We start from the raw sequence: 15,175 nt of genomic DNA on the forward strand, positions 1-15,175 counted from the left end.
ATCGTATGCCTGCAATGCCATGTTAAGCATTAGATATTTTATTTATGAAGAAATCTTGTACTCTATTCCTGCTGCTCATCTTTGTGGTTACGTTAGTTGTCACAGATGCAGAAGCACAACGCTTTACAGAAAGGTCTCGATATGCTTCAATAGGTGTAAATATCGGTGCTATGAATTACTTGGGAGATATAGTCCCTGCGCCGCATTTTACAAGCTTTCGCGCGAAGTCTACCAGGCCTAGTATTGGGGTAACGTATACTTACAGGTTATACCCGCGGGTGTCTGTACGAGGAGGGTTCCAATGGGGGCGAATTATGGGAGATGATGTCCTGAGTGCCTCTGTAGACGAAGCTGAAAACGCAGACCGTTTCAGGAGAAACCTCTCTTTTCGGAATGATATTAAAGAATTAAGCGCTGTTGCCGTTATAGACCTTTTCGAGAACCGTCGCACTTACAGTCGTCGCCCCTCATTTGTGCCTTATGGCTTTGTGGGTTTGTCTGTTTTTCATCATAACCCAAAAGCATATTATGAAAATGGCTCACGGGGACTTGCTGCCGAAGACGATATTCCGACAGGCTGGTATGCTTTGCAGCCTCTAGGTACGGAAGGCCAGTATGTCGAAAACGGAAATTACCCTGACCCATATAAGCGGGTGCAAATAGCGATACCCTTTGGTTTAGGTTTCAGGTTTCGTATAGATAGGCTTTGGGATCTTGGACTGGAAGTTGGCTGGAGAAAAACATTTACTGATTACTTAGATGATGCCAGTACTGGTTATGCTTGGAAGCAGGACATACTTAATGGTGGTGGAGATAATCCAAAGGCGGCGGCTATTCTTTCTGACAGAAGTGCAGCAAGTGGCTTTAACACAGTTGCAGACCCTAGTGGTACACCTTATGATATTGTACCAGGTTATGGAAGCCCTGCTAACACTATGAGAGGTGACCGCACAGATGATGACTGGCTTATTAATGTAAACCTAAGTATTAACTATATCATAATCCCAAATACAAGAAGACCTAAGTTCAGATAATAGAATGAGTATTTTCTCGTTCTTCTCTAAACTCTGCATAGCTACATGATATTAAAAAAGTTTAAGCAAGCACTCCTTATTTGCTTTTTGCTGCAAATAGGGGGTGTTTTTTTTAGGAATGTCTCATTTGCACAGTCCTCTGTTACAACCAGCGAAATAGGTGTGGGTATAGGGGGCGCTAATTATAAAGGAGAACTTGCGCCTAATTATCGCCTGGCAAATAACCAGCCGGCCTTAACTGTTTTCTATCGGCGGGATATATCTAACCCTATCACCTTAAGGGGAGGGCTAATGTTTAGCCATCGTATTTTCTCTGACAACACGGCTAGCGATGATGCTTATGACCTGCCGCTCCCGAATTACCGCCAGGCTAACCTGAGGCTAAGTTTAATGGAGCTTTCTGCTGTAATGGAATATAATTTTCTGGATTATTATGATTTCAGGCAGCCCAGGCGTGTGTCTCCTTATTTTTTTATAGGTGTGGCAGGTTTACTGTATAATGTTAAATTATCTACAGAATCGCAGGATCCTAATCTGGAACCTTTAAATAAAAACTACAGAACTTCGTTAACGGTGGCTGTGCCTATAGGGGTAGGTGTTAAGTATGCTTTGAGCAGACACTGGAACCTTGGGTTAGAGTTTGGAGCCCGCAAATTATTTAACGACCGCCTGGATGCTCTTACAGAAGATGATGGGAAGCATGTCGCTAACCCATACAATAACGACTGGTATTTCTACAACGGAGTCAGTATATCCTACACTTTTTATCGAATTAATTGTCCGCCAATCTATAAGAACAAGCCCGGAATCTTAGATTAAACTTTAATGTTTCATAAATTTGTCTTGCTTTTTGTAACTTGCAAGGAAATTTTGGTTTAATGGATCTTAGGGAGAAAGTAGATTTAGACAATTTACCCAGACATATTGCCGTTATTATGGACGGGAATGGACGTTGGGCAAAAAAGCGAGGTGGGCTGCGGATATTTGGTCATCAAAGTGCTATTACGGCAGTACGTGAAACAGTAGAGGCCGCAGCTGAGTTGGGAGTAGGGTATTTAACACTTTATGCTTTCTCTACTGAAAACTGGTCGAGGCCTGCAGTTGAAGTGTCAGCACTGATGCAGTTGTTAGTTTCAAGTATTCGGAAAGAAACGGCCACACTAAATAAAAACAATATCAGGCTACAAACTATAGGTAATACAGACAGCTTACCGAAGTCGTGCCAGAAAGAGCTTTCTGAAGCCATAGAGCTGACAAAGAACAATACGCGCATGACATTAGTGTTGGCGTTGAGCTATAGCGGACGTTGGGATTTAACGCAGGCTATGCAACATATAGCCAAAGATGTAGAGCAGGGTACACTGCCTGCAGAACAGGTAAATGAAACTGTATTAGAAAAATATTTGTCCACATCAGGAATGCCTGACCCTGAGTTGCTTATCCGGACAAGCGGAGAGCAGCGCATAAGTAATTTCCTGCTTTGGCAGTTAGCATATACGGAATTATACATTACAGAGTTGCTTTGGCCTGATTTTAGGAAAGAACACTTATATGAAGCTATATTAGCTTATCAAAGGCGAGAGCGCCGGTTTGGTAAGACTAGTGAACAATTAACTAAGTAAAAGATATTAATGACAAGATGCATTTGGGTGCTTGTGTTGCTATTATTTGCAGGCACAGCTTCGTCTCAAGTATTAAACAACCCTGGGCAGACAAACCCTATTGATTATTCTCAGCCACGGCAGTACCGTATTGCTGGTATAGAGGTGACTGGATCAAACTTTTTAGATCCAAATGCGCTTATTTCACTTTCAGGACTGACTGTTGGTGATGAGATAACTGTACCAGGAGAAGTAATCAGTCGTGCCATTCAAAAGCTTTGGGACCAAGGCATATTAGGTGATGTAGAAATATATGCCACGCGTGTTGAGGGGAATGATATTTATTTGACTTTTGATCTGAAAGAGCGTCCTCGTTTATCTCGTTTCGTGTTTAACGGTATTAGCAAAACGCAGCAGGATGCTTTAAGAGATAAGGTGAGCTTACAGAGAGGTAGAACAGTAACTGATGCTGTTTTAAGTAGTACCCGTAATATCATCAAAGAGTATTACATTGATAAAAGCTATCTCAACGTTAAAACCACCATTACACAAAGGCCTGATTCCATACTGCCAAATAGTGTAGTATTAAACATCAATATTGATAAAGGAGACAAAGTAAAAATTTCTGATATTGAGTTTGCGGGTAACGAGGCTTTCTCCGATAAGAAACTGCGTAAGCAACTTAAAAAGACAAAAGAAAAGCGTTTTTATAAAATCTTTACCTCCTCTAAGTTCAATCGTACCGAGTACGAGAATGACAAACAGCTATTGCTTGATTTTTATAATTCTGAAGGTTATCGCGATGCTACCATCGTTTCTGACTCTGTTTATAAGGTAAGTGAAGACAGACTGGCTATCAGAATAGTAATAGATGAAGGTATACGCTATTATTACCGCAACATTACCTGGAATGGTAATTATTTATATGATGATGACTATTTAACGCGGGTGTTAGGTATTGCAAAAGGCGATGTCTATAATAAGCAGGAACTTGATAAACGCCTTAATTATAACCCTACTGGAATAGATGTTTCTGCACTATATCAGAATGACGGTTATTTGTTCTTTAATATTGATCCGGTAGAGGTAAGGGTGCAGGGAGACTCTATTGACCTGGAGATGCGGGTGTCAGAGGGGCCGCAGGCAACTATAGATAAAGTTGTAGTTACAGGTAACGATAAAACAAGTGATTATGTGATCTTGCGGGAGCTTCGTACGCTGCCAGGCCAGAAGTATAGTCGAGATGACCTGATCCGCTCCAGAAACGAATTAGCAGGTTTAGGCTATTTCGACCCTGAGCAAATTGGTTTAAATCCTATTCCTAACCCTGCCGAAGGTACAGTAGATATTAATTATAGTGTTGTAGAGCGGCCTAATGACCAGATTAGTTTATCAGGTGGTTGGGGTGGTCCTATTGGGGCAGTAGGTACTGTAGGCCTTACGCTGAACAACTTTTCTACCCGCAAGTTGTTTAACTTATCTGAATGGAGACCAATACCAAGTGGTGATGGCCAGCGCCTGTCTCTGAACGTACAAGCCAACGGTAAGTATTACCAGTCTTACTCTTTCTCATTTACAGAACCGTGGTTAGGTGGGCGTAAGCCAAACTCTCTTTCTGTAAGCTTATTTAAAACCGTTTACAGAACAGCCCAAACTACTGCCAGCGCTGAGGAACAAAGACTAAATGTAAATGGTTTGGCTGTTGGCCTGGGAAGAAGGTTGAACTGGCCAGACAACTACTTCATGCTGAACCACTCCTTGTCTTACAATCAGTATAATCTTACAAACTATCCGTTGTTCCAGGATTTTACAAACGGTAAATCTAACAGTATATCTTTTGTAAATACGCTGTCACGTGTTAGTATTGATAATCCTACTTTCCCAAGAAGAGGATCAAACATTTCACTTAGTGTAAATTTAACGCCCCCTTATTCGCTGTTTACAGATAAAGAGAATAACTATGAGTTCATTGAGTTTAATAAATGGATGTTTGATGCATCTTATTTCATAAACTTGGCAGGGAATTTGGTATTAAACACAAGAGCGCACTTTGGTTTTGTAGGAACCTATGGTGGAGGAAATGAAATAGGCCCTTTTGAGCGGTTTAAGCTTGGAGGCTCTGGTCTTGGAGGAGGCAATATATTTGTAGGAACGGAATACATAGGATTAAGAGGATATGAAGATGAATCGGTTGTAAATGTTTCTTCTTCTGCCGACGCTTCATTAACCTCAGCTGGTGGTGTTGCTTACAATAAATTTGTAATGGAGGCCCGATACCTGATATCTCCGAACCCAGCAGCCACAATTTACGGCTTGGCTTTTGTGGAGGCTGGTAATAACTTTGGCTCGCTTCAAAACTATACACCATTCAAACTATATCGTTCGGCGGGTGTTGGTGCCAGAATATTTATGGCCGCCTTTGGTTTACTAGGCTTTGACTACGGTTGGGGCTTCGATACAATACCAGGAGCTCAGAACCAAAAGAGTGGTATGTTCCACTTCATTATTGGTCAGCAGATTCGTTAATGTGCTGAGAATTGAATTAGTATGAAAAAGTTTTTGTTTGTCTTTTTGATAGGTTCTTTGCTGGCAACTGTTTCACATGCACAGAAACTTGGCTATATTGACTCAAACTTTATTTTGAGCAAGATGCCAGCTTTCAATAAAGTGCAGCAGGAGATGGATAAATATGCAGATGCCTGGGAGAAAGATATAAAGGGAATGCAGCAAGACCTGGATAAGGTGAAGGCCGATTATAAAGCTGAAGAGGTACTGCTGACGGAGGAGATGAAACAAAAGCGGCAGGCTGAAATAGCTAAAAAAGAAAATGAGCTGCGGGATTACCAGCATAAAGTCTTTGGCTATGAAGGCATGATGTTTAAGCGCAGGCAAGACCTGATGCGGCCTATACAGGATGAGGTTTTCTCAGCTGTAGAGAAAGTATCAAAGGCAAAGCGCATCGACTTTATGATTGACAAGTCAGGAGAGTTGGTATTAATTTATACTAACCCGGTACATGATTATACAGAGTATGTGCTAGAAGAGTTAGGTTTAGCCTCTGATAGACAAAATACTCCAGGCAATAGCCCTGCAAGTGGTATAATAGATAGCACGGACAATCTTCCTGAAACAGGAGAAAATAGTATAGAAGAAGTAGGGACCGAGGAACAGCAAGGGCAAAAGACCCAGTCTAAAGCGGCTCCCAAAAAGAAGTCAACTAACAACTAAACACTGAATATTTTATTAATTAACCAACAAATGATGAACAAGATTAAAGCCTTAGTAGTAGCGTTTTTATTGATCAGCTTTGCTTCATTTGCTCAGAGTAGCGACCAGCCTTTAAAATTTGGTTATACGAACGTAGAATATATTCTACTACAATTACCTGAAAGCAAGCAGATCGAATCTGAACTTAAAACGCATAGCACACAGCTTGAGAACCAGCTTAAAACTAAATATGCTGAGTACGAAGGCAAAATGCAGGCGTATGAGAAAGGTGCAGCCACTATGGACAAAACCATCCGTGAGGATAAAGAGAAAGAGTTGATGAACCTTAATAATTCAATACAAGAGTTTCAGCGCAATGCACAAGCTTCTTTGCAGAGTAAAGAAAAGTCTCTTGTAGATCCGGTTATTGAGAAAATCGATAAAGCAATTAAAGAAGTAGCGAAAGAAAATGGCTATACTTACGTAATCAGCAATCAAGCACTGCTTGCTGGTCCTGAAGATGGCGACATTTCTCCGCTAGTGTTAAAAAAACTTGGTGTAGACCCAGCTAAAGCTCAGCAAACTCCAGAGCCTGCAGCTGCAAAGCCAGCAACACAAACTCCTGCTAAAGCTTCAAATAAGAAGAAAAACTAATTAAACAGGAGCTTAATAGTTTAAAGGAAGCCGAAGTGTTAACTTCGGCTTCCTTTTTTTGTTACATACCATACACTTATAGAAATACCTTACAACAGTGATTGACTTTACTGAGCAAGATAATACAGAGGACTCTGATGAGCTATATGAACACTATAGAATAGTAGTTGATAAGGGGCAGGCACTGCTACGTATTGATAAGTTTCTGATGGACCGCTTACCTAACGTGACCAGGAATAAGCTTCAGGATGCCATCAGAACTGAGTCTGTACAGGTTAACCAGAAGCCTGTAAAAGTAAGCTATAAAGTAAGGCCCCAAGATGTAATAACAGTTACGCTACCAGATCCTCCGCGTGATACAGATGTTGTGCCTGAGAATATTCCACTCGATATACATTACGAAGATGAGGACCTGCTATTAGTTAATAAGCCTGCTGGCATGGTCGTGCATCCGGCATATGCTAACTGGTCAGGAACACTTGTAAATGCTTTAACTTACCATTTGCAGAACCTGCCTACTGCTAGAAACGGAGAGGGGCGGCCTGGCCTGGTTCATCGTATTGATAAAGACACTTCGGGCTTACTCGTAATAGCAAAGACGGAGTTTAGCATGGCTTTTCTTGCTAAACAGTTTTATAACCACACGATAGAACGCACCTACTTTGCCTTAGTCTGGGGAATACCTAAGGACGATACAGGCACAGTTACAGGGCATATAGGGCGTAGTGCCAAAGATAGAAAGGTAATGGCTGTATATCCAGAAGGAGAGTATGGGAAGCATGCTGTAACGCATTATAAGGTTTTAAGACGCTTTAAGTATGTTTCGTTAGTACAATGTAACCTGGAGACAGGGCGTACGCACCAGATTAGGGCACACATGAAGCATATCGGACATACATTATTTTCTGATGCTATGTATGGTGGAGATAAGATTCTGCAGGGTAGTCCAAATGGAACGTACAAATCATTTGTGGAGAATGCGTTCAAAATTATGCCTCGTCAGGCACTGCATGCAAAGTCTTTAGGTTTTATACATCCTACTACAAAAGAGCTTCTGCAGTTTGAGTCTGATTTACCTGAAGATTTTACTGCTGTGCTAGAGAAATGGTCACTTTATGAGGATCAATAGAAGTGATGGATTATCCTGCTCTTTTTCTTGTTAAAGTAAAGGCTATGTTGTTCTACCTAATGTCTTTCAAGAAAGCTACGTTTAGAGGGACTGCCGAAACATTGTCATACTATTTACAGTCTTGACAGCAAACAGATGCTGCTTTACTCTTTTGTAAACAAGTTTCCTTCACGATGACATCTAAAGAATGCTCTCTTTCTTTTAGAAGAAAGAGAGCTCTAAAGCTTTCCAAAAGAAAATTATGGAAGGCCAAAATGAAGTCTGACTTACCATAAACAAAAAGAGAGCCTGTCCCATTGGGGCAGGCTCTCTTTTGTTTATGGTACTTTTATTACTACTTTTTTGCTGTAACGCCTAGTTGCTTCAGCGCAGCTTGAGCATTTTCATTGGTAGGGTCAAGAGCAAGGACTGCATTCCAATATTGGCCTGAGTTATTCTTATCTCCTTTAAGCATATAATAGTAACCAAGATAAGAGTTAGCCTCAATTAGATCTTTCTTATACTTGTCTTTTTCATTGGCAGTCTGCTTAATAAACTCTTCGTAGTATGGCTTAGCTAAACCTTCTGTTGTCTCTGGGTCCTGGCTAGCATTTGCGCGAGCTCTCCACAGGTATGCGTAAGCATAGCTCGGATTTGCTTCAACTACTTTAGCATAGGTTGAGTCAGCTTGCTGGAAATATTCTTTTGCTTTTTCCGGTGTAGTAGCTGTAATTGAGTCTGCGCCAGCCTGCATATAGATATTACCCATATAGTAATAATCTGCATTGGAAGGCTCTACATTCTTACGCTTTCTTTTATAAGCTTCAATGGCTTTATCGTACTTACCCTGGTTTGCATAAAGAGAAGCTAAGTCACTATATAAATCAGCGTTTGAGTCATCCATAGAGAGAGCTTTCTCCATGTTTTCTATAGCTTTCTCAGGTTGATTATTTTGGTTCAAAATTCTGCCATAGTAAGCATAGTCGCTTGAGATAAGCTTTTGCTCACCTGCCTTTTGCAAATAGTCTTCCATGGCCTCCTTTGCCTTTTCTGGCTGCTTAAGCTCCACATAAGAATAAGCTTCCAGGCGGTTCATGGTAAGGTTATTAGGGTCTTTTTGCAATACTGCCTGAGCCTGTTGCAGGGTTTCATCATAGTTCTTTGTTAAGAACAGGAATGAAGCGTATTTAGCTTTGGTTTCAGGAGTGTCTTCAGCCATATCTACATACTTTTTGAAAGTAGATAAGGCTTTATCATACTGCCCCGCAAAGTAATACAGCTCACCTAAGTCACGATAAGCAGGAGCAAAGTTAGGGTTGATTTCTATTGCCTTTAATAAGGCTTCCTGAGCCTCGTTAAAATTTCGGGAGCTTGTATAAAGCTGGCCTCTTTTTAAGTAAGCTAATGCATATTTATCGTCTAACTGAATGGCTCTGTCATATGCACTCATAGCTTTACCACCGTTGTTCTGCTTCAGGTAGGCATCACCTAGAACCACGTTGGTTAATGGTGAATTGCTCTCGCGCTCTCTGGCTGTTTCTAAATAACCAATAGCCTTGTTTATATCTTGCTCTGTTGCGTTATTGGCGTTAATATAAGCCTCAGCAATCATAGTTAATACATAAGCATCTTTAGACTTGCTCTGCTTTAAAGCTTCTTCGAAGTTCTGCTCAGCTTTAGCTTTATTTCCTCTTTCAAGTTCCAGCTTGCCTAACCCTACGTAGTTTATGGCAGACTTTTTATTGTTTGCAATACCTTGATTAAAGTAATATGCTGCAGAGTCTGGCTTATCTGTTCTCAGGTAAATATCTCCTAAAGCAAAATAAGCGTTGTCAGCTGCTTTTTTATCATTCAGCTGGCTTTTATATATATTTTTAGCTTCCTGATAGTTTTCTAATTCTACTGCTCTTCTTCCAGCATCTCCTGATTGAGCCAGTGCTGCAGTTGCTGGAAACGCAGCAGCCATCAGAACGATGTACTTCCAGTTATTTGTCATGTGATTAAAGTTTAGTTGTTTTTAAAGTTTGTGGTCTTATTGCTTCTTTTACTAGTCATTTCTTAGCCCTATAACGCGTACGGGCATAGTAGCTGGTACTAAACCAGACTTCAGCATTATGCGCTGGCCTTGGTCTCCTGCTACAAATGATGCAAACCCTGTGCCAAGGCCAGAACGACCTTCAGTACTAATAATATACAAAAACCTTCTGAGTGGGTATACCTCCTGTGAAATGTAAGCCTGATACGGCTGGTAATAGCTTTCTGTTGTCACAGGGTTAGGATCTGAACTTATTCCTACTACTTTTACTCTTTTTCTAAAGCCCACTACTGTAGAGTCATCGACATCACTTATCCAGTTAACACCAATAATCCCAATTGCGTTCTTATTTTCTGATACATAATCTATTAGTGCTGTATGAGAATCTGAAGCAAATGAGTTTTGAGGTAACTTCTGGCCTGTTGTCAGAGAATCTCTTATATACCGGGCTGTGCTCGAGTTGCTGTTATCAAAAACAATAGTAATGTCACCATCTAAACCTGATTCTTGGTTTAACTGTTTCCAGTTTGTTAGCTGGCTGTTGAAGATTTGTTTTACCTGGTCAAGTGTTAAAAGAGAGTCCGGGTTACTATTATTCACTATTAGTGCAACAGCGTCTATGGCTATTTTAGTTGATCGGGGTATAATCTTCCTTTTATCAAACACTTCTTTCTCTTCAGCAGTAAGTTCCCTCGATATTACTGCTACTCTAACGCTATCATTTAAAAGGTCTTCTATCACTGCTTTTTCTGGTTTATAAGCTTCATCCAGATCAGCGTATTTATAAATACTCTCAAAAGTATTTACCTGCGATTCTATTACAGGCTGGAAAGATTCATCTACACTTACTTTAATGTTTCCTGATGTTGGTGTATCTCTGCTAGTTTCTGTACTACTGCCTCCACAGGAAAACAAGGCAACTAATGTAGCACAAAGGATTGAATTTATTATCTTACTATTCATGTTCATCATTTTTCTGATTTGAATTTGTTTTGTAGGCTCTTACAAATCTAACAGCTCCATATAGGATCAAAATTCCTCCAAGCACTAATTTGTAAGTTTTAGGAATACTTATGTTCAGTGTTTCATTTTCAGCAAACATTATAAAAATTCCTAAAGCCACATATACCAACGTCATAAGCATGCTGAACACTTTAACAAACTTATGGAATGAACTTTCTGATGGTTTTTCTTTATTTGGTCTTAGCATTATTGCTGTTTAATCCAAGATATTAACGTTTAACCCCTAAAAATAAGCTTTATGTCTTAAAAATGAAAGCAGAAGTCAACAAAACTAGCCTGTTGCTTCTGCTTTCATTTTTTATAGCTGTAAAGTAGCTAATTTATTTCATACTGAATCTTATGGGCAATGTGTATCTAACAGGAACTGCTTTGCCATTTTGTCTAGTGGGGCTTGTTTTCTACTACTCGTTTAGCCTCTTCTTCAGTACCAAAGCCAAGGCCTTTTAGCACTTCAACATCTTCTATTTCACCGTTAGTTGCTACTGTAAAAGTTACTACAACTAATCCTTATACATTCTCCTGCTGAGCCTTTGCTGGATATCTTAATTTCTTACTCAGGTATTGAATTAGCGCTTTTTCACCGCCTATAAATTCAGGCATATCTTCTGCATATATAAATGCCTTATCTCCTGTAGTATTAATGGAGACATCTACTATTCCTGTTCCTGCTGCTCCTGTGCTTACTTCTACAGATGCTGTTCCCGGGTCTATACCTTCTATATTATGCGTGCCAATATTAGCCTTTGCCAATTCCTCTTGTGTCGGCATATCTTTTACCTCTATTCGAGTGTTGTTTTATACAATCTTTGGATCAACATAAGCTTTTGTATTGATTTTTTCTTTTGCTGCTTCAGTATTACCTGTATTGCTTTAGGTGCTACTTTTTCCAGAACAGGTGGCAGAGGTATATCTATAGGTTTAAGAATATCATATACTGGCTTCTCATATTTTATCGGTTCGTCTCTGACCATAGTCTCTATAAGTGGGCAGACCAGCGCCCCTGAAAATAAAGCTGTGGCTATCATAAATGCTTTAATGATGTGCTCACTGTAGTTCTTACGTAACAAATAAGCGCCGTATGCTTTGTTTCGACCATCAAACATGATGTTGTTAAAGGTCATACTTAAGCAATAGCTCTTTTTCATGGGCTTTGTTTTAAAAGTTAAACATTCAATACTGCATTAGTTTCTATATTTGGTTTTAATTCTTGACTAATATTTGTTTTATAAAATATACGGATTTTATTTTTTGATAGTATGTATGCCGAGTAATTATTTGTAAATAAAAATAGCTCAACAAAAAAGCCAACTGAATCTTCAGTTGGCTTTTTTGTTGAGCTATTTTTATTTAATTGTAAATCTAACTGGGAGTGTATAGCGAACAGGCACTGTTCTACCATTCTGCTTTCCTGGGTTCCACTTNTCTTCAGTTGGCTTTTTTGTTGAGCTATTTTTATTTAATTGTAAATCTAACTGGGAGTGTATAGCGAACAGGCACTGTTCTACCATTCTGCTTTCCTGGGTTCCACTTTGGCATCTTTCCTACAACGCGCATCGCTTCTTCATCAGTACCGGCACCAAGCTTTTTGATTACTTGGATATCAGATATTTCGCCTGATCTGCTTACTACGAAAGACAGTACAACAAGACCTTCTACACCTGCACGCTGTGCTGCTGCCGGGTAGCGGATATTTTTACCTAAATACTTAAGCATTTCTGATTCTCCACCAGGGAACTCAGGCATTTGCTCTACATATGTATAAGGCTTTTCTTCTACTACTTCGGCAACGATGTCGCTTGTACCTGTTCCGTCTATTTCACCTAGGTCAATAGGTGCATCTGGGGTACCTTCTACTGTTGCAACTCCTGCATCTACCTCTTCAAGTACTTCCACATCCGGAATTTCTTCCTCTTCCACCACTTCTTCGTCTTTTTTCACAACTGGCGGCGTATATTTTACGGAAGCTCGTTGTGGCGGTGGCGGCGGCGGCGCATCTGGTGGTGGCGGCGGCGGCGGTGGCGGTGGCGTATCTTCAATTGGTGGAGGCGGGGCCAGGGCTACTTCTGTAACAATCTTCTCTACAACTGGTTCTGGTTCTGGGTCACCCTCTAAAAACTTTGCTATAAGCGGAATGCTTATTAAAAGTACGAATAGAGAGATAGCAATAAACGCAGCAATAGAGACATGTTTGCTATACAGTTGTCGTAGTAGGTAGGCTCCGTACGCTCGGTTTCGTCCCTGAAAGACGATATCATCGAGCGAGGCTTTAGCTAACTTACTTGCATCCATATCTTATTGTCCGATTTTTTGTGCTACTAGTTCTTTGTCGTTGTCAGTGATGTCAACAACAGCAAACTTCTTTGTATCAGTGATTTTTAATTCATCTAAAACATCTACAATATTTTTATAGCGAGATGTTTCTACTGGCTTAACCATAACAACCATTTTGGGGTTGCTTTTTACTCTGTTGGAGGTTAATACCTTGCGAATTCCATTGGCAGAATAATCAGTTTCTATTACTTCTGGATTTTCTTCTGGATTACCCAGTCCATAATAGTAGAATATTCTGTCATTTTCAGCCAAGATAATGGTCATTGCATTACTCTCCTTAAGGGGAGAAAGCTCTTCTTCATTCTCAGGCTTCACAGGCATCTGAATCTCCATTGTCTGTGGCTTACTAAATGATGTTGTAAGCATGAAGAATGTAAGAAGAAGGAATGCAAGGTCAACCATTGGTGTCATGTCCAGGTGGACAGACATTTTCTTGGAGCGTTTCTTACCACCTTTACCGGAGTCGGCTTTTTCTTGAATTTCTGCCATTTTCTTGTCTCCTTTCTTTTATAGGTTCTTATTCAGTTTCCCTGCTGGTGATCAGGTTAAATCTATTGATGTTCCTGTCCTGTAAGGTACTTATTACTCTTTGAACTGTTTCATAGTTCACGTCAGCATCCCCTTTGATGGCAATAATTACTTTTGGGTTAGAAAGACGTGTCTGATGAACCCAGTCACCTAGTTCATTATTTGCAGAGTCAGCAGGTATACCAGGCTGTTGCACCTCTTTACGTTGATCCGGCTCCATATCTAAATAAGATTTTAGCTGGCTAACAGGAACACCGAAGTTAGCTAAGAGAGAGAATGTTTTTTTCTCTTCCTCCGTAAAGCCGACACCGTACTTACTTGCCATCTTATCGATTAGCTTTTCTTTTGTCTGTTGCCCGTCTACACCAAAGAATATTCTATCTTCATTATCAACTGTGATAGTTATTACATTCGTATCCGGCAGTTTGATCACTGACTGAGAAGAGGGTGGGTCTACCACTACAGCTTCATCAGGAGCAAACTTTGTTGTCAGCATAAAGAAAGTAACCAATAAGAAGGCCAAGTCCACCATTGGCGTCATGTCCAATGAGGGTTTGGTTCTTTTTACTTTTGCTTTAGGCATATCTTAATCTAAAGTAATTAAACAGTTTGTGTTCTTGTAGTTGCAGTTGCTGGTGCACCTGCGTTGTCATGTTGTGCAGCAAATGTTGAGATAATGCTGAAGCCAGCTTCATCAATGCTGTACGTAAGCTCATCAATCTTGCTAGTGAAGAAGTTGTAAGCAACAATGGCAAGAGCAGAACCTGTAATACCTGTCGCTGTGTTAATCAAGGCCTCTGAGATACCATTTGAAAGGGCAACCGCATCAGCAGCACCTGAAGTTGCAAGAGCGGCGAACGCTTTAATCATACCAAGTACTGTACCGATCAAACCTACCAGTGTAGAGATAGAGGCAATAGTAGAGATAACAACAAGGTTCTTCTCAAGCATTGGCAACTCAAGTGAAGTTGACTCTTCAATTTCTTTCTGAATAGCAGCAACTTTCTCAGCCTTCAATAATTCATGATCAGCTTGCATTTCTTTATACTTAAGCAAACCTGCTTTTACAACGTTTGCTACTGATCCTTTTTGAGCATCGCAAGCAGCAATAGCGCCGTTTATGTCACGCTGGTTAAGTTTTGCAGAGATCGTGCGAACAAATGCTGCAACACTTTTTGTACCTTTTGCTTTGCTGATAGTTAATGCACGCTCAATAGAGAAGATTAATACCATCAGTACAAGAGACATCAGAAGAGGCACAACCCAACCACCTTTGTAAACTACACCAAGGTAGTTGCCTGGTAGTGGATGGTTTTCTGGATCTCCGCCTTCAAAGTTTGCAGGGTTACCTAATACAAACATATAAATCAGCACGCATACAATTAGTGCAACCGGAATAACGATGGCCGCAAACATTGAGCCTACCGGGCTTTTCTTCGCTTCTACATTAGCATTTTTGTTCGCTACCGCAGTCTTTTTTTCCATTTTTTTTAAAGTTTAAAGTTTAGCTGTTTGTGTTGTAATTAAATTGTCTGTGTAATTGTAAATGTTTTTCTTTTGCTTTTAGTTCTTTGTTGAATTTGCAATTTCAGCTTTTTCTTCAACTTTCAAACAATTGTTAAATAAAATTTCAAATTTCTCTTGCTTAAAGCCT

16 protein-coding genes are annotated in these 15,175 nt (G+C 40.1%); 7 read left to right on the forward strand and 9 right to left on the reverse strand.

The window, feature by feature from the left end; translation table 11 throughout:
- Positions 1-44 precede the first annotated feature (44 nt).
- The 7 genes from LN995_RS08145 to LN995_RS08175 all read left to right on the forward strand — a co-directional run bounded on the left by LN995_RS08145 (position 45) and on the right by LN995_RS08175 (position 7,625).
- Positions 45-1,034 carry a DUF6089 family protein gene (locus LN995_RS08145; protein ID WP_229960196.1) on the forward strand — a complete coding sequence of 330 codons (990 nt, stop codon included), beginning with the start codon at positions 45-47 and terminating at the stop codon, positions 1,032-1,034.
- Between the two features lie 45 nt (positions 1,035-1,079).
- Positions 1,080-1,853 (forward strand): type IX secretion system protein PorG, encoded by a 774-nt coding sequence (porG, locus tag LN995_RS08150; protein ID WP_229960197.1) that lies wholly within the window; start codon positions 1,080-1,082, stop codon positions 1,851-1,853.
- A gap of 59 nt (positions 1,854-1,912) precedes the next feature.
- Positions 1,913-2,656, forward strand: coding sequence for an isoprenyl transferase (locus tag LN995_RS08155; RefSeq protein ID WP_229960199.1), 744 nt, complete (start codon positions 1,913-1,915; stop codon positions 2,654-2,656).
- A 9-nt stretch (positions 2,657-2,665) separates the two neighbouring features.
- Positions 2,666-5,161, forward strand: a complete 2,496-nt coding sequence (gene bamA / locus LN995_RS08160) for an outer membrane protein assembly factor BamA (protein ID WP_229960201.1) — start codon at positions 2,666-2,668, stop codon at positions 5,159-5,161.
- Between the two features lie 21 nt (positions 5,162-5,182).
- The gene (locus LN995_RS08165; protein ID WP_229960203.1) at positions 5,183-5,863 is read left to right on the forward strand and encodes an OmpH family outer membrane protein; all 681 of its coding nucleotides are present in this window, start codon (positions 5,183-5,185) and stop codon (positions 5,861-5,863) included.
- 30 nt (positions 5,864-5,893) lie between these two features.
- Positions 5,894-6,496 carry an OmpH family outer membrane protein gene (locus LN995_RS08170; RefSeq protein ID WP_229960204.1) on the forward strand — a complete coding sequence of 201 codons (603 nt, stop codon included), beginning with the start codon at positions 5,894-5,896 and terminating at the stop codon, positions 6,494-6,496.
- 97 nt (positions 6,497-6,593) lie between these two features.
- Positions 6,594-7,625, forward strand: a complete 1,032-nt coding sequence (locus tag LN995_RS08175) for an RluA family pseudouridine synthase (RefSeq protein WP_229960206.1) — start codon at positions 6,594-6,596, stop codon at positions 7,623-7,625.
- A gap of 334 nt (positions 7,626-7,959) precedes the next feature.
- Here the strand turns inward: LN995_RS08175 and LN995_RS08180 are convergent, their stop codons facing one another.
- The 9 genes from LN995_RS08180 to LN995_RS08220 form a co-directional block, all read right to left on the reverse strand.
- Positions 7,960-9,600: a tetratricopeptide repeat protein gene (locus LN995_RS08180; protein ID WP_229960208.1), complete on the reverse strand. Its 1,641-nt coding sequence runs from the start codon at positions 9,598-9,600 to the stop codon at positions 7,960-7,962.
- A gap of 51 nt (positions 9,601-9,651) precedes the next feature.
- Complete coding sequence (locus LN995_RS08185; protein WP_229960210.1) at positions 9,652-10,602, reverse strand: PstS family phosphate ABC transporter substrate-binding protein; 951 nt, start codon at positions 10,600-10,602, stop codon at positions 9,652-9,654.
- Positions 10,595-10,849 carry a hypothetical protein gene (locus tag LN995_RS08190; protein WP_229960212.1) on the reverse strand — a complete coding sequence of 85 codons (255 nt, stop codon included), beginning with the start codon at positions 10,847-10,849 and terminating at the stop codon, positions 10,595-10,597. The genes LN995_RS08185 and LN995_RS08190 overlap by 8 nt, the downstream gene beginning before the upstream one ends.
- A gap of 320 nt (positions 10,850-11,169) precedes the next feature.
- Complete coding sequence (locus tag LN995_RS08195; protein WP_229960214.1) at positions 11,170-11,430, reverse strand: hypothetical protein; 261 nt, start codon at positions 11,428-11,430, stop codon at positions 11,170-11,172.
- Positions 11,431-11,441: 11 nt separating this feature from the next.
- On the reverse strand, positions 11,442-11,807 hold the full coding sequence (locus LN995_RS08200) for a hypothetical protein (protein ID WP_229960216.1): 366 nt from the start codon (positions 11,805-11,807) through the stop codon (positions 11,442-11,444).
- 307 nt (positions 11,808-12,114) lie between these two features.
- Positions 12,115-12,951, reverse strand: a complete 837-nt coding sequence (locus LN995_RS08205) for an energy transducer TonB (RefSeq protein WP_229960217.1) — start codon at positions 12,949-12,951, stop codon at positions 12,115-12,117.
- A gap of 3 nt (positions 12,952-12,954) precedes the next feature.
- The gene (locus LN995_RS08210; protein ID WP_229960218.1) at positions 12,955-13,482 is read right to left on the reverse strand and encodes an ExbD/TolR family protein; all 528 of its coding nucleotides are present in this window, start codon (positions 13,480-13,482) and stop codon (positions 12,955-12,957) included.
- A gap of 28 nt (positions 13,483-13,510) precedes the next feature.
- A complete protein-coding gene (locus LN995_RS08215; RefSeq protein WP_229960220.1) occupies positions 13,511-14,104 on the reverse strand; it encodes an ExbD/TolR family protein in 594 nt (197 codons plus the stop codon).
- 17 nt (positions 14,105-14,121) lie between these two features.
- Positions 14,122-15,006 carry a MotA/TolQ/ExbB proton channel family protein gene (locus LN995_RS08220; RefSeq protein ID WP_229960221.1) on the reverse strand — a complete coding sequence of 295 codons (885 nt, stop codon included), beginning with the start codon at positions 15,004-15,006 and terminating at the stop codon, positions 14,122-14,124.
- Between the last annotated feature and the right edge of the window lie 169 nt (positions 15,007-15,175).

The sequence above is a fragment of the Pontibacter silvestris genome (assembly GCF_020907275.1).
In the GTDB taxonomy this organism is placed as follows: domain Bacteria; phylum Bacteroidota; class Bacteroidia; order Cytophagales; family Hymenobacteraceae; genus Pontibacter; species Pontibacter silvestris.

What these genes read in the sequence shown, in the direction of transcription:
- bamA (WP_229960201.1), top strand. Translation starts at nt 2,666, where the DNA reads ATGACAAGATGCATTTGGGTGCTTGTGTTGCTATTATTTGCAGGCACA.
- LN995_RS08180 (WP_229960208.1), bottom strand. Translation starts at nt 9,600, where the DNA reads ATGACAAATAACTGGAAGTACATCGTTCTGATGGCTGCTGCGTTTCCA.
- LN995_RS08170 (WP_229960204.1), top strand. Translation starts at nt 5,894, where the DNA reads ATGATGAACAAGATTAAAGCCTTAGTAGTAGCGTTTTTATTGATCAGC.
- LN995_RS08210 (WP_229960218.1), bottom strand. Translation starts at nt 13,482, where the DNA reads ATGGCAGAAATTCAAGAAAAAGCCGACTCCGGTAAAGGTGGTAAGAAA.
- LN995_RS08165 (WP_229960203.1), top strand. Translation starts at nt 5,183, where the DNA reads ATGAAAAAGTTTTTGTTTGTCTTTTTGATAGGTTCTTTGCTGGCAACT.
- LN995_RS08220 (WP_229960221.1), bottom strand. Translation starts at nt 15,006, where the DNA reads ATGGAAAAAAAGACTGCGGTAGCGAACAAAAATGCTAATGTAGAAGCG.
- LN995_RS08200 (WP_229960216.1), bottom strand. Translation starts at nt 11,807, where the DNA reads ATGAAAAAGAGCTATTGCTTAAGTATGACCTTTAACAACATCATGTTT.
- LN995_RS08185 (WP_229960210.1), bottom strand. Translation starts at nt 10,602, where the DNA reads ATGAATAGTAAGATAATAAATTCAATCCTTTGTGCTACATTAGTTGCC.
- LN995_RS08215 (WP_229960220.1), bottom strand. Translation starts at nt 14,104, where the DNA reads ATGCCTAAAGCAAAAGTAAAAAGAACCAAACCCTCATTGGACATGACG.
- LN995_RS08145 (WP_229960196.1), top strand. Translation starts at nt 45, where the DNA reads ATGAAGAAATCTTGTACTCTATTCCTGCTGCTCATCTTTGTGGTTACG.
- LN995_RS08205 (WP_229960217.1), bottom strand. Translation starts at nt 12,951, where the DNA reads ATGGATGCAAGTAAGTTAGCTAAAGCCTCGCTCGATGATATCGTCTTT.
- porG (WP_229960197.1), top strand. Translation starts at nt 1,080, where the DNA reads ATGATATTAAAAAAGTTTAAGCAAGCACTCCTTATTTGCTTTTTGCTG.
- LN995_RS08195 (WP_229960214.1), bottom strand. Translation starts at nt 11,430, where the DNA reads ATGCCGACACAAGAGGAATTGGCAAAGGCTAATATTGGCACGCATAAT.
- LN995_RS08190 (WP_229960212.1), bottom strand. Translation starts at nt 10,849, where the DNA reads ATGCTAAGACCAAATAAAGAAAAACCATCAGAAAGTTCATTCCATAAG.
- LN995_RS08155 (WP_229960199.1), top strand. Translation starts at nt 1,913, where the DNA reads ATGGATCTTAGGGAGAAAGTAGATTTAGACAATTTACCCAGACATATT.